Here is a 14,447-nt window from a genome sequence, read left to right as displayed (position 1 = left end):
GCGTAGCCGAACGGGAGCAGGGGGAGAAAGAAAAATCTTATCTGAGTAAATTTGGATAATTTATTTTCTGGAAGTCCTTAAGCAACTTCATAGCCAGTGTAGGGTCTTAATTCCGATGGACGAAAGCCAAGGACAATGTGTTCTTTAGGAATTCCAGCCCGTTCTAAATCAGCGGCAATGCCTTCTTCCGTGCCATCCCGTTGAATCCAGATTTTGCCATCAATTAGGTCAATATGAACCAGACAGCCATGAATGCGGCGTTCGCGTAGCGTGCCGTAGGCATTCGCTATCCCAACCTAGATCCATCCACAAATAGCGAGTCTCTTTCAGAGAGGCTTTATTTCTATTTTAGGAAATCTCTGACTGCGCCTAACATCTTCGTTAGGGATTTCCAGAAATTAAATTATCCCATTTTTAGAGCCAAGACGATGATCGGATTCTTCCTCCCCTGCTTCTTCTGCTCCCCCTGCTTACACAGCGATGGGACATTTTTTTGGAAGTCCCTTAAATCCCATGCGTAGGTATAACCCGTCTTAGACATCGCTACACTAGATTTATCAAGAAAAATAGGCTGTCTGAGTTGTGTAAGTCAAACAGGGTAGCAGGAGGAATACGATGAAAGCAGTCGTTATCCGTCAGTATGGGCCGGCTGAAGTGTTGCGCTATGAAGACGTGGAGCAGCCGAAACTTGAGCCAATGCAGTTACTTGTGAAAGTTCGTGCTAGTAGTGTCAATCCCGTTGATTGGAAAATTCGCCAGGGAATGTTGAGCTTGATTAGCGGGAGCAAATTCCCGAAGATTTTGGGGTTTGATGTGGCGGGAGATGTGGTAGCCGTTGGCTCTGGTGTCACACACTTTAAACCAGGAGATGCTATTTATGGCAGTACTAGCTTCCCTGGAGGAGGTTATGCCGAATTTGCAGCCATCCCAGAAAATTTGGCGGCGTTCAAACCAACAAACTTGTCCTATGAAGAAGCTGCGGCTGTACCTTTAGCAGCGCTCACGGCTTTACAAGCGCTGCGAAATGAGGGAAATATTCAAACAGGGCAAAATGTCTTGATTAATGGTGCTGCGGGCGGTGTGGGGGTTTTTGCAGTGCAAATTGCTAAGGCTTTAGGGGCAGTGGTGACGGGAGTTAGCAGTACCAAAAACTTGGATTTGGTGAAATCTCTAGGAGCAGACCGCGTGATTGATTATACGCAGCAAGATTTCGTCGAAGATACAGCGCAGTATGACATTATCTTTGATGCAGTGGGTAAGCGATCGCTCTCTCAAACCAAAAGAGTCCTCAAATCCAAGGGAATTTATATTACAACGCTACCCAGCCCCGAAGTCTTCTTAGAGGGCGTCTTAACAGCGTTTCTTCCTGGTCAAAAAGCTAAATTTATCCTGCAAAAACCCAACACTCAGGATTTGGTTTATCTGAAAGAATTGATTGAAACGGGTAAAATTCGTGTGGTGATTGATCGCACATATCCCTTACAAGAAGTAGCGGCGGCTCATGCTTATAGCGAAAGTGAGCGTGCAGCGGGAAAAATTGTGTTGGCGCAGCCCGTCGTAGACATCGCGGTTTCTAGTTGACTTTCCAAATATCCTCTCAGACCTTTTTAAATTTTGGATTTTAAACTATTCAATCCAAAATCCAAAATTTAAAATTCGGTGATATCATGTCCGGCTAATTAGTTACAGTTACCACATCTGTGCAAAAATCGGAAAAGCTTCTTTCCCCCTGCTGCCTGCCTCCAGCAAGAACTGCGGTCTTAATGATAGATAAGTCTTTAACCGGACACGATATGAGTGGTGCTACTTGACTTGTATAAACGAGATTATGTTATCTAAGTCAGCTTTAAAAGATTTATAATCACCAGCACCAAACTCACGGCATAGACCACCAGTTTCATTTTGGCATACACGTACCACTGTACCTGCTGGTACACTTAATGAGCTAATAGTGTCATTCCCCACAACATTTAAGTCACCTTGGTTGGCTTTGTATACTCCTGGACTTGTAGGAAAAGACTGAGAAACCCCAGCAAAATTAGGGTCACTGTAGACCTTAACCTGTGCTGACGGATTGGAGGAGAGATTGGAGGAAAGCTTATAGATCGCGCCGCTGTAATCATCCGAAATTAACAAATTACCTTGCTGATCGACTGCCGTATCCACGGGTCGCCCCCAGATTTTTTGTGTTTCTGTAACTAACCAGCCGCTGACTAAATCCATCTGCGTTCCTAGTGTCTTTGTCGTACTGTTCCAAGGAAAGTAAGCAATTTTGTAGCCCGTTTTCTTCTGCCGATTCCATGAACCATGTAGCCCCACCACTACCCCACTTGAGTACAGGCTGGGAAACTTGGTATTTTGTAAGAATGTTAGTCCCAAGGGAGCCGAATGGGCTTGGATACCCTTGCTAATCCTGTCCATTGCATTGCAATTAATATGTCCATCAGCATTGAACTGATAGTCGCGGTCAAATGGCATATTGTCGAGGCCATTTGACGTGTCAGGATTGGGGTTGCAGAATGGCCAACCGTAGTTACCGCCATCTCGGACTTTTGTGAACTCCTCTGGTGGGTGGTTGTCTACATAGGAGGGGACAACCTTACCGTAATTACCACTGCTATCCTTGAAGGGATAGGCGATGTTATCTCGATTATTAACGACTACCCAAAGATCGTTTGTGCCAGGTAAGAATGCTAACCCTTCAGCATTACGTAAACCTTGGGCAAAAAGCCGCTGATTGGTTCCATTAGCGTTGTACTGGTAAATCGCAGCACGCTTTGGGTAACTGACAGTATCTTTCACGCAAGCATTGCACGTAGAGGCGATCGACACATATAGTTTGTGATTGGCATCAAGTGCGATATTTTTCAGTTCGTGACCATAAATACCTTTGAGTTCCGATGTGCTGTTGTCTGGTAAGCCAATTACAACGATTTGACGATTTTTCGCGATTAAGTCTCCAGACTTGTAGATGAAGCGGTTAATTTGATGAGTCTCAGAGATATAAACGTATGTGGTGTTGTCAATCTTATGAAACACAATGTCGTGTGGTTTACGTAGACCCGTCACGAAGTCAGAAATAATTGGGTCTTTGCTGCCATTTGACCGGACAATTAACACTTTACCCTTAGCGGGCTGTGACACTAAAAGATCCCCATTGGGAGCAACTGCTATAAAGCGAGCTTGTTCAATGCGAGCATAAACAGAGATAGAGAAGTTGGGCGGAACTTTCAAGTAACGGTTAACATCAAAGGGCCAAGAGGTCATTGTACTAGGTACTTTCACCTTGGTTTCAACAGAGGCAGCTGGCGGGATGCCGAATGCTGTGGTGGGAACAACCTCTAAGGACATCAAACTAACGAGCGATGCAGATAGTATGCGTCCTAGCATCTGTGTTGGTTTTAGAGCAAACATAACTATTCTTAACTTCCCTCTAACGTTGTAGTCATTTAGATTACACATGGCTCTCGGCTAGCCGATTTTTCCGAGAGTTAGAACAAAGATTACTCAGGGGTAGTCGTTTTTGAGAATACTTCGTTAAATATATTTATATACTCGTATTTTTCCTAGATCATCAGAAAAGGGGTGAATCGAAAGTTACAAACAAAGGCAGAGCGATCGCTCTTTCAAGCCAAAATAGTCCTCAAATTTAACGGAATTATCACTATTCTACTTAGCCCCAAAGCATTATGCAGAGCGTCTTAACAGCGTTACTTCCCGGTCAAAAAGCCAAATTTATCCTTGAAAAACCCAACGCTGAGGACTTGGTTTTTCTTAAATAATTGATTGAAGCTGGTAAAATCAATGTGGTGATTGATCGCACATATCCCTTGGTAAAACTAGCAGCGGCTCATGCTTGTAGCAAGAGTGAGTGTGCAGTGGGGAAAATTGCTTAGGCGCAGCCCGCACTTCTCTACGAGACGCTGCGCGTAGCTTGCTTCCCCGTAGGGGTACGGCATGGTTCGACTCCGCTCACCAGCCGCTCGGTGATCATCGTAGACATTGCAGCTAGCAATTGATCCAAAAAACCAACGTGGAACCTAACCCCCTTCCCCCCTTCTCGACGCGGGAAGGGGGAAAATTCAAAGTCTCTCTCCTTTTAGGCTATGGTGTACACACAAGTACTTTCGTTCACAACACAAGTGCTTTCGTTCACAACACAAGTACTTTCGTTCACAACACAAGTACTTTCGTTCACAACACAAGTGCTTTCGTTCACAACACAAATGCTTTCGTTCACAACACAAATGCTTTCGTTCACAACACAAGTGCTTTCGTTCACAACACAAGTCTTTTTTGAACCTTTGAGGGAATGAAACAGCTTTGCTTTTCAAGAGGGGTTGGGGGGATTAAAAGTCTGTGAAGCCACTCTAAAAGACTTGTGTGTACACAGTAGCCTTTTAGGAGAGAGATTTAGGGAGAGGTTTTCCAGATACGGTGAAAAGCTAAGTATTTTTTCCTGTGATATTTCTGCAATAACCCTGAAATCTGGAAACATTACTCAAGCTAGTGGATATACTCGTAATCAAAATCTCAACAGAAGCGAGTATTATGCTGGACTGGTTAGCTATTTGGGGTGTAACTCAGGCCGCCGGGTTGATTTTTAAACCCATTCTGGAAGATTTAGCCAAGGATGCTGCTAAAGATTGGGCTAAAGATTTATTAAAAGGCATCCCTGGCAAGATTTTCCAGAAACTTAAGAAGGAAGACATAGAAATTGCTGCTGGTAAAGCCTTAAAGGAATTTTTGCAACTCATGCAGCAGCAGTTAAAGGTTCGTTGTAAACTTGCAGAAACTGAGATTAAAGAGTACACCAAAGACATCAAGAAGTTTATCAGCGATAAGTCGGTTACAGAAATTCTTGGTAAGGCTTTTGATATTAATTGTGAATTTCTAGACGCTAAAACTCTAGAAGATAGTTGGAACAGGCTGCAATTAAAACCTCTGCCATTTAAGTTTAACTGGCAATCAATTACAGAACAGTATTTAACACAAGTCCAAGAACTTCTTTTAGATTCAAAAGATTTACACCATATCCTAGAATTACAAAAATTATCTGACATTGAAATAAATACAAAAGAAATTGCTGGGGTTATTGTAGATTTTAATTTAACTAAATATCAAGAAGGAATCCGCGAACGCTATGCCAATCTCAAATTAGATAGCTTAGATACTAGCGGCTATGCCTATAACGAACTGAAATTATGGCGGATTTTTACTGCTCAAAATGTCCGGGAAACTCATCAAGTTTTGCCACAAGTTCACGAACTGCCTAAAGAACATCTTAGACGGCTGCGAGAAAGTGATCAACTAGAAGCAGTTGAATTAGAAGAATTAGAACGCCACAAACGGGTTTATTTTGAACAGCCGATCCGTTCAGTATTAGATGTTGTCAATAAAAAGCAAGATCATAAATATATTATGATTTTGGGCGATCCTGGTTCCGGTAAGTCTACTTTGTTGCAATTTCTCGCTTTGAATTGGGCAGAGTCTCCACTGGATAATGTTATATCTTTACCAATTCCCTTGCTAATTGAATTACGCACTTATATGCGGCGACGGGAAGATAAAGAGTGCAATAATTTTCTCGAATTCTTCCATAACTGTAGTGGTGCAATTCATCATCTCAATCAGCTTGAACTAGATAAACAATTAAAAGCTGGTAATGCGTTAGTGATGTTTGATGGTTTGGATGAAGTCTTTGACCCTGGTAAGCGAGAGGATGTAATTACTGATATTCATCGCTTTACTAATGACTATCCTGATGTGCAGGTAATTGTCACTTCTCGGATTATTGGCTATAAACCGCAACGATTGCTTAATGCTGAGTTTCGCCACTTTATTTTACAAGATTTAGACTCAGAACAAATTCAGGATTTTATCAACCGTTGGCATGAGTTAACTTTTACTGATGCAGTAGATAAAGTGAGAAAACGGGAACGGCTAAAAAGAGGAATTGCAGCTTCCAAATCTATTGCAGAATTAGCGGGAAATCCTCTGCTGTTGACGATGATGGCAATTCTGAATCGGAATCAAGAGCTACCAAGAGATAGAGCTACACTTTACGATCAAGCATCGCGGGTACTACTACATCAATGGGATGTAGAACGCGCTTTGACAGAAGATCAGAGGTTAGACCCCAAGACGATTGATTATAAAGATAAGCAAGCGATGCTGCGTCAGGTTGCTTATCTTATGCAAACTGGTGATAAAGGTTTGGCAGGTAATTTGATTAATGAAAATGATTTAGTCAAAGTTCTGACTGATTATCTCAAAACCATAGAATTTGATAAACCCAGAGAAGCTGCGCGGGTGATGATTAATCAACTGCGGACTCGCAACTTTATGTTATGTTTCCTGGGTGCGGATTATTATGCTTTTGTGCATCGCACATTTTTAGAATATTTCTGTGCTTGGGAGTTTGTCTGGCAGTTTAAAGAAACGCAAACGCTGAACATTGAGCAACTTAAGAATGAAGTTTTTGGCAAACACTGGCAAGATGAAAGTTGGCATGAAGTCTTGCTGTTAATTGCGGGAATGATTGAGCCAAGATTTGTAGGGGATATTCTTGATTATTTAATGGTGCAAGATGGCGAAGAGGAAAAGTTTGTCAATCTCTTTTTAGCGGCTAAGTGTCTTGTAGAGGTGAGAAATCGCCGGGTAATTGAGTCAACGGCTAAGAAATTACTTGACAAGCTCAAAGATTTAACTAATTATGACCTTTGGTATTATTACGACCCCCGGATATATGGAGAAGAAACTAAGCTAGTTCAGGAAATTCACACTCAAGCAGTCACAGCAATTGCAATGACCTGGCAAGAATCTTTCGACACCAAAACCTGGCTCAAAGAACTCGCTAACCAGGATGATCGCGAAGATGTGCGACTTGCAGCAGTCATAGAATTAGCAGAGAACTTCAAAGATGACCCCAACACTAAAACCTGGCTCAAAGAACGCGCTACCCAGGATTATCACAAAGATGTTCGACTTGCAGCAGTCATAGAATTAGCGGAGAACTTCAAAGATAACCCTGACACCAAATCAATCCTCAAAGAACTCGCTACCCAAGATGATCACGAAGATGTGCGACGTGCAACAGTCGGAGAATTAGCGAAGAACTTCAAAGATGACCCTGACACCAAATCAATCCTCAAAGAACTCGCTACCCAAGATGATCACGAAGATGTGCGAGGTGTAGCAGTCCAAGAATTAGCAAAGAACTTTAAAGATGACTCCGACACCAAAACCTGGCTCAAAGAACGTGCTACCAAGGATGATAACTACTTTGTGCAAGGTGTAGCAGTCGAAGAATTAGCAAAGAACTTTAAAGATGACCCCGACACTAAAACCTGGCTCAAAGAATGCGCTACCCAGGATGATTATCAGTATGTGAGAGGTACAGCAGTCCAAGAATTAGCGAAGAACTTCAAAGATGACCCCGACACCAAATCCATTCTCAAAGAACGCGCTACCCAAGATGATCACTGGGTTGTGCGACGTGCAGCAGTCAGAGAATTGGTAAAGAACTTCAAAGATGACCCCGACACCAAATCCATTCTCAAAGAACACGCTACCCAGGATGATGATAACGATGTACGAGTTACAGCAGTCCAACAATTAGCTAAATACTTTAAATATCAGCCTGAGTTGTTTGACATCTACTACAACTGCGCTGTTGATGATTCCTTTGAGCGCGAGGAAGAGGATGAAACCAATCCTCGGCACATTGCACTGGAGATAATTATCAAGCAATTTCCTCAGCATGACCAGACTTTACCACTGTTGCGCGATCGCACAGAGAATGACCCAGATGAGCAAGTGCGGGAATTTGCTCAGAAGAAGTTAAAGCAGTTGGAAGGGTAAATGTAAGCTGATTTACTATTCACAGCAGAAACCGCAAAAGAAAGGCTTACTATTATCTATGTCACAATTGAGGAACAGACGATTTACCCAACATACGCACAAGCTATAGCCTGTCTACGTGTCTGTCAGATGTTGTCAAACACCTATCGGAGTATTGAGCTATTTCGCTTTGATGACCAAACCGGAGTTGTATTTATTTTTGTCAATGAAGAACTCCAAATCATTATACCCGCTAATGGAAACTGGAGGTTTTTAAATGCGACCGAATTTTGAAGCAATGACTAACAAAGAACTAATAGCTTACGCACTTGCACACCGGGAAGATGTAGAGCCTTTGCGTGTTTTGTACAGCCGCCGCACCCCTGACTCGGAAGCAACATGGTACGGGCCAATGGTAGCTGAAGACGGTACGCCAATAGAAGAAAATATTCGCATTGCAGAAGAAGCAATTAGGCAACGCATTGAGCAAGCAAATCAAAGCAAGCAAGATTCTCAAAGTTAAGAATAAAAGATTGACTAAAAATTATAAACAACACAGAAGTTCGTCAGCAAATCAACCAATATTTAGATGTATTATCTTCAGAACGCCTAGAACTGGTTGCTGATTTTTTAGCATATCTGGCAGATAAGGAGAGTGAAGATGCTACCCAAGAGTTACTTGATATCCCTGGATTTATTGAATCCTTTGAAGAAGGTAAAAAAGATATTGCTGAAGGTCGGGTAAAAAATTGGAGAATGATTCGGTCTGATGTATAGAAGCCCTGGCGAATGGAATTCGCGGCTATACAGACAAAACCCACCTCCGTGGGTTTCAAATTCTTTGAGTCCGCGCAGGCGGACTTGGTTTGTGTAGCTGCGATTTCTAATCGCTTATCGACGAGAAGCTTATGAATAAATATGAAATATACAATCGTTATTCAATGGTCAGAAGAAGATCAATGTTATGTGGTTTTGCTACCTGAGTTTATGCATATAATGCAGCCTTGCACTCACGGAGAGACTTATGAAGACGCTCTTAAAAATGCTCAAGAAGTTTTAGAAATACTGATTGAATCATCTTTGGCTGACGGTGAACCTTTACCAGAGCCTAAGACGCTAGGAAAGTCTTTGGAAGTTGCATAAAATTTATGAATTAAAAAGGTAGCTTATGAACACATCTGTAAATACAGCCAAAGTCTACGATGAAATTATAGAGTTTATTGCTGCTGGAACCACTCCCCAAAGTGTTATCGATTTTAAACTCTCGGATGCAGCCAAAGACCGTTTAGAGGATCTCGTTTACCGCGCAAAAACTGAAGGTCTGACAGGAAGCGATAAGCGAGAGTTAGATCATCATTGCTGTCCACTATAGATAAATGTATTGTCCATCTCGGTGAGGAGCGATCGCTGTGTTGCCCAAGTTTATCTAGAATCTTTGTTTCTTCGCAGCTGATTTACAACAGTTAGCGCTCATCTGCTACTCCCTAAATGTTATATCAAACATTTGAAAAAGACAGAATACCCCATAATTAACTTTTTTACACTCGTTTAACTTTATATATTTTGGCTTAAAACTCAGTTTTTAATTTAAAAAGCCCTGAGATAAATTCAGGGCTTTGTTTTATATCAGGTTTATTAAATGCCAGCCTAAAAATCTTTGCCAGCGCTTTCTATACAAATTATCATCGCTCAATCGCTTGCAGAAAAATAGCGCATAACTACCCAATTTTTACCCATCTTACCTGGGTATACCCTTAATACTTTCTTTATATTTGCACAGACCTCTACCGCGAAATCATTTATCTTCAGATTTTGCAGTATGAAATTCCAAAATCAGATGCAGTAAGCGGTTGTGCCTTGAAATAATCAAGGAACACGAACGGCTCGATCATCTCTCCAAGATTTAGACAGACTGAGGAGGGGAGCGATCGGGTCAAGATGAATAATACCGCGCTTGCCAGTGATACCACTTTAAAAAAAGAATGTGACAGATACAAGCCTAGAAACCCAGATGAAATTTAGCTTTCTGAATTTTTAACTTTTAATTTTTAATTTTTAATTGATATGAGGGGGTGGTATCTGCTGTCTTTTTCTCTCACTTCATGTAGAACAGCATCCTTTTCAAAGGATTCATTGATTTGATAAAGGCAAGCAAATGGTGAAACAAGTTCTGCCTGGCTGCGACTCAAATGAGAGCGTACCGTGATGGCGATTTTCTACAATCCGGCGAACGGTTTCCAAGCCGAGTCCTGAACCATGTCCCACTGATTTGGTGGTGAAGAAAGGTTCAAAAATGCGGGTTTTAATTTCAGGTGGAATTCCACTACCAGAATCGATGATGTCAATATGGGCAAAGCGATCGCAATGCTGTGTTGTAATTTCCAGCAGTCCCTTACCATCCATTGCATCAATAGCGTTGTCAATTAAGTTCGTCCACACCTGATTCAGTTCACTGCCATAGGCAAGGATTTTAGGAAGATGTTGATCATAATTGCGTTGAACTTGAATACCGCACTTGAGTTTATGAGCAAACAATCGCAAGGTATCTTCTAAACCTTGATATATATTTATTTCTTGCTGAACGCCTTGATCGAGGTAAGAGTATGACTTCATCGCTTGCACAAGTTCAGAAATCCTCTCGGCCCCTCGCAAACCATGTTTAATCATCGACATGACTTCAAAGGAAAGCGATAGCCAGTGCAATCCGATTTCTCGCAATTCAGTCTCGTCGTTGCGCCAACGTTCCATGAGCCGATCTAGGCTTTCGACTTCAATGCCGCCTTCCGCTAAAGGTTCCGCTAATTTCCATGCCTCTTTTACACCATAATCTTCTAACCATTCCAGCAACACAGTTTCGCGATCGCTTAGTGTTAACGGATCTAGACGATTATTTAAAATAGCATCATAACCGCGATCGCGCAGTTTCAACCAGTTTTGAGTATGCGCTTCCTCAACATTGCGTTGCCCATAAACTAAATTCATTCGTTGTAGTTCTAGGATGGCGGCTGGCATTTCCTCTAAAGTCCGAACGAGGGCTGCGGCTGGGTTGTTGAGTTCATGAGCTAGACCGGCGGCAAGTGTCCCTAAAGCTGCCATCTTTTCCCGCCCACGAATGAAAGACTCTAGCCCCCGGACACGACGTTGCATAATACGGAAGACCATCCGCTCAAAATCGCGACATTCATGCAGCAGTTTACGGAAATCTTCTCCCTTAAGCTCATAAAGGTTGCAATTTGTCAATGCTCGCATTGTCACAGGTGCAGGTTCATCTGTGAGTACTGGAATTTCGCCAAAAAATGATGGGGCTTCGTGTTGCCCGATGGGAATTTCAACTCCTTCACTGCGGCGGGTGATGTTGATTTTACCTTTGACTAAGATAAATAAGCGACATGCAGGGTCTCCCTCGTGGGACAACACTTCTCCGGCGGAAAGTTCAACTGTTTGAGCGCGATCGCAAACCCACTCCAATTTTTCTTTAGGAAGCTGTTGAAACGGGTCTAAGTTGATCAATTCTTCAATACACAACATGAATCAACCTCCTTGAGATGGCAGGGGGGCAGGGGGCAGGGGAGAGGGTTTGCAGATTTTACTTAAAATGATAATAATGCAACTTGCTAAGTACGGTAACTTAGTTTTTCCGGCTTCAGCTAAACATTGCTCAGGTAGCGGTGAACGAATTGAATGGCGATCGAACCTTCACCCACACCGGATGCCACCCGCTTAATTGACCCGTAACGCACATCTCCGGCTGCAAAGATGCCAGGAACGCTGGTTTCTAGCAAAAAAGGAGAGCGTTCCAAAGGCCAAGCTGGGGGAGATTTGCCATTGTGCATCAAGTCGGGGCCTGTGATAACAAACCCCTGAGTATCCCGTCGAATAACACCATCGAGCCAATCAGTTTTGGGGCTAGCACCGATGAAGATGAAAAGCGATCGCGCTGGCACGGTTTCAGTTTGTCCAGTTTTGACATGGGCAATCGCAATTTCTTCTAGATGTTCATCTCCCTTCACTTCGACGACGCTGCAACCTGTGCAAACTTGGATATTTGCAGTAGCCGCAATCTGCTCAATCAAATATTGGGACATACTGGATGAAAGCGATTCACCCCGAACCAACATAATCACTTTGCTGGCATACTTAGAAAAGTGCATTGCTGCCTGTCCGGCAGAATTTGCCCCGCCTACTAGGTAAACCTCTTCATTGCTACAGGCGATCGCCTCAGTCATGGCAGCACCGTAATAAATTCCTGCTCCTGTGAGCTTCTCGGCTCCTGGAACATTTAGCCAACGGTAGGAAACGCCGGTTGCAACTAAAAGTGCATGGCAACTAATCTCGCTGCCATCCGCCAATTGCAGAACCCGATAAGGATCTTGCAACTTAACCCCAGTTACTACTTGAGGAGTGAGAATTTCTACCCCAAACCGTCGCGCCTGAGTGACTCCCCGTCTGGCCAAATCGCTACCGCTCAAACCAACAGGAAACCCTAAATAGTTCTCAATGCGCGAACTCGTGCCTGCTTGACCACCTGGTGCCTCACGCTCAATTAAGACCGTACTCAATCCCTCAGAAGCTCCATAGACTGCGGCTGCTAGTCCAGCAGGCCCAGCACCCACGATCGCTAAGTCATAGAAGGGGCGCTCTGCTTGGGTTTGCAGTCCAATTTTGGCAGCAATCTCTAAATTAGATGGTTGGATTAATCGGGAACCATCGGGAAATAGCACTAAGGGCAATTGCTGTCTGCCATCAGCTTCTGCATATTCCACTAATTTTGCCGCATCCGGCTCCAGTTCAATATCTAACCACTTGTATGGAATCTGATTACGCGCCAGGAAATCTTTCACCTGATGGGAAAAAGGCGACCAGCGATTACCAATGACTCGAATACCTTCAAAGGGTGGGCGGAATCCAGCTAGCCAGTCATCTAGCAAATCATCCAAAACCGGATATAGTCGCTCTTCTGGTGGATTCCAGGGCTTAAGTAAGTAATAATCAAGTTTGGCACTATTAATTGATTTAATGGCAGCATCCGTATCTGCATACGCTGTCAGCAAAGCACGTTTCGCATCAGGAAAAATGACTTTTGCCTGTTCAAGGAACTCCACACCTCCCATTTGGGGCATTCTTTGATCGACCAAGAATAGAGCAACTGCTTCATTCCGCAATTTTAGTTGCTGCACCACGTCTAGAGCGGCAATACCGGAATCTGCCCGGACAATGCGAAAGCGATCGCCATACTGATGCCGCAAGTCTCGTGACACCGCTTGCAACACTTCAGGATCGTCATCGACAGTTAAAATTGCAGGTTTCGCCATAACTACTGTTACTTAACAATTGCAGTGCCTAGCCGTTATTTCAAAAATCTGTAAATATCTACTGTTTAACTAGTTGCTTTAAACGAAAGTATGCCTCTTCGGGTGTCAGCGCTTCTGATTGACTTTCATTAGGTATATAAAATACCCAGGTATCGGGAAAGTAATGCACCACAAAGCTGGGAATCAAACCCAAGCTGACTGCTTGCTTTCCGAGTTTTTCAGCTTGTTCCTCTAAACCCAGTTGATCGTGAAATAGATGTTCAGCCATACTTTTTATCTCCCTGCACTTTCTTTGATTCTAGAAGAACCTTCAATACCAGCATTGCACTAAAGGTGATTCACCATTCACTATGTTCCAGAATGAGCTTAAGAATATTTTGGTATTAGACCTAAATAACTTCAAATATACTTTCGTAAAGAATCATAAAGCTATTTTGGTCATTTACGTTAATCTGAAATTGCATTGGATAAGGGGACAGGGCATTTCTCCCGTTGAGATATTGGGAAATCATCTCTGCTTACAGTCAAGTTGGAGGAGCGATCGCACTATTCCATCAACGCCTTAAGAAACTTCTACATTTTTGAGCATGACTGGTCAGTTCGTGTTCATTGGGATTCCTTAAACCCTGACTGCCACTGAATAGATGATCCCGCAAGAGTGAGCGCTGAACATGTGTCGCAGATGAAATTTATGTTTTAAAGTAGAAAGTAGTGTAATTGAAAGTGTTTGTTACTAGCAATGAACGTTTTAGGCTTAGTCCTGCCAGTCCTGTTACTGCTAGGCACGCCTGCTATAGCAGTTGAGTTGAAAGGGCAAAATATTGATGGTCAAAAGCTGCCTGCCAAAGCTTATTATTATGCAACTGGTGGTGTCTACAAAGTTCAGGTAAGCTTTCATAACATTTTTTAAGCAATTGGTTAATATTTTCGCTACGTCATCCTGCTTCCGCTCCAGAAGATAAATTTTTATCGGTTGTGATGTTTTTGGTAACAACTATCTTTTGGCCTTTGTTAATTCCGATGTCCTGTTTAGAAATGTTTAAAGAAAAGAGAATAGACTTTAATAAAATGATTCCTGTTTTCTTAGCAATATTTGTATTTAGTATTTCATATTATTTCACCGAATAATTCATAATTCAATACAGTTCAGTTAAAAAAATTGTAGGTTGGGTTAAGCAAAGCGCAACCCAACAAAGTCTTGGTAATGTTGGGTTTAGTTCCTCAAACGCCACTTGCTTCTCCCAAGGGGAGACGCTACGCGAACAAGTCGGGAAACCGCAAGGGCGCAGTGGC

Annotated in this window: 12 protein-coding genes and 1 pseudogene; 8 read left to right on the top strand and 5 right to left on the bottom strand. The window is 42.7% G+C overall.

Annotation, left to right across the window (positions count from 1 at the left end):
- Window positions 1–77 precede the first annotated feature (77 nt).
- Window positions 78–260 (bottom strand): annotated as a pseudogene (locus RM347_RS34315) (element excision factor XisI family protein); the annotation flags it as partial.
- Window positions 261–615: 355 nt separating this feature from the next.
- On the opposite strand from RM347_RS34315, the gene RM347_RS34310 reads away from it, so the two are divergent.
- Window positions 616–1,581, top strand: coding sequence for an NAD(P)-dependent alcohol dehydrogenase (locus RM347_RS34310; RefSeq protein ID WP_322718892.1), 966 nt, complete (start codon window positions 616–618; stop codon window positions 1,579–1,581).
- Between the two features lie 222 nt (window positions 1,582–1,803).
- On the opposite strand, the gene RM347_RS34305 is transcribed toward RM347_RS34310, so the two are convergent.
- A complete protein-coding gene (locus RM347_RS34305; RefSeq protein ID WP_322718893.1) occupies window positions 1,804–3,414 on the bottom strand; it encodes a PQQ-dependent sugar dehydrogenase in 1,611 nt (536 codons plus the stop codon).
- Between the two features lie 392 nt (window positions 3,415–3,806).
- Here RM347_RS34305 and RM347_RS34300 point away from each other — a divergent pair, with 392 nt between their 5' ends.
- The 6 genes from RM347_RS34300 to RM347_RS34275 all read left to right on the top strand — a co-directional run bounded on the left by RM347_RS34300 (window position 3,807) and on the right by RM347_RS34275 (window position 9,214).
- Window positions 3,807–3,896, top strand: a complete 90-nt coding sequence (locus tag RM347_RS34300) for a hypothetical protein (protein WP_428850666.1) — start codon at window positions 3,807–3,809, stop codon at window positions 3,894–3,896.
- Window positions 3,897–4,551: 655 nt separating this feature from the next.
- Window positions 4,552–7,863 carry a HEAT repeat domain-containing protein gene (locus RM347_RS34295; protein WP_322718894.1) on the top strand — a complete coding sequence of 1,104 codons (3,312 nt, stop codon included), beginning with the start codon at window positions 4,552–4,554 and terminating at the stop codon, window positions 7,861–7,863.
- A 51-nt stretch (window positions 7,864–7,914) separates the two neighbouring features.
- Window positions 7,915–8,136 (top strand): DUF6888 family protein, encoded by a 222-nt coding sequence (locus tag RM347_RS34290; protein WP_428850667.1) that lies wholly within the window; start codon window positions 7,915–7,917, stop codon window positions 8,134–8,136.
- A complete protein-coding gene (locus RM347_RS34285; RefSeq protein WP_322718895.1) occupies window positions 8,120–8,365 on the top strand; it encodes a DUF6887 family protein in 246 nt (81 codons plus the stop codon). The genes RM347_RS34290 and RM347_RS34285 overlap by 17 nt, the downstream gene beginning before the upstream one ends.
- A gap of 395 nt (window positions 8,366–8,760) precedes the next feature.
- A complete protein-coding gene (locus RM347_RS34280) occupies window positions 8,761–8,985 on the top strand; it encodes a type II toxin-antitoxin system HicB family antitoxin (protein WP_322718896.1) in 225 nt (74 codons plus the stop codon).
- Between the two features lie 25 nt (window positions 8,986–9,010).
- Window positions 9,011–9,214, top strand: a complete 204-nt coding sequence (locus tag RM347_RS34275) for a hypothetical protein (protein WP_322718897.1) — start codon at window positions 9,011–9,013, stop codon at window positions 9,212–9,214.
- A 758-nt stretch (window positions 9,215–9,972) separates the two neighbouring features.
- Here RM347_RS34275 and RM347_RS34270 read toward each other — a convergent pair.
- The 3 genes from RM347_RS34270 to RM347_RS34260 all read right to left on the bottom strand — a co-directional run bounded on the left by RM347_RS34270 (window position 9,973) and on the right by RM347_RS34260 (window position 13,422).
- Window positions 9,973–11,370: an ATP-binding protein gene (locus tag RM347_RS34270; protein WP_322718898.1), complete on the bottom strand. Its 1,398-nt coding sequence runs from the start codon at window positions 11,368–11,370 to the stop codon at window positions 9,973–9,975.
- Between the two features lie 119 nt (window positions 11,371–11,489).
- Entirely contained in the window at window positions 11,490–13,154 is a 1,665-nt protein-coding gene (locus RM347_RS34265) for an FAD-dependent oxidoreductase (RefSeq protein ID WP_322718899.1), read from the bottom strand.
- 58 nt (window positions 13,155–13,212) lie between these two features.
- A complete protein-coding gene (locus RM347_RS34260; protein WP_322718900.1) occupies window positions 13,213–13,422 on the bottom strand; it encodes a hypothetical protein in 210 nt (69 codons plus the stop codon).
- 471 nt (window positions 13,423–13,893) lie between these two features.
- On the opposite strand from RM347_RS34260, the gene RM347_RS34255 reads away from it, so the two are divergent.
- The gene (locus RM347_RS34255; protein ID WP_322718901.1) at window positions 13,894–14,064 is read left to right on the top strand and encodes a hypothetical protein; all 171 of its coding nucleotides are present in this window, start codon (window positions 13,894–13,896) and stop codon (window positions 14,062–14,064) included.
- The last annotated feature ends 383 nt before the right edge of the window (window positions 14,065–14,447 follow it).

Origin of the sequence: Nostoc sp. ChiQUE02 (assembly GCF_034531305.2) — a bacterium.
Classification (GTDB): Bacteria; Cyanobacteriota; Cyanobacteriia; order Cyanobacteriales; family Nostocaceae; genus Nostoc.
Note: the sequence above shows the minus strand (reverse complement) of the source record. Positions and strands in the feature narration are given on the sequence as shown.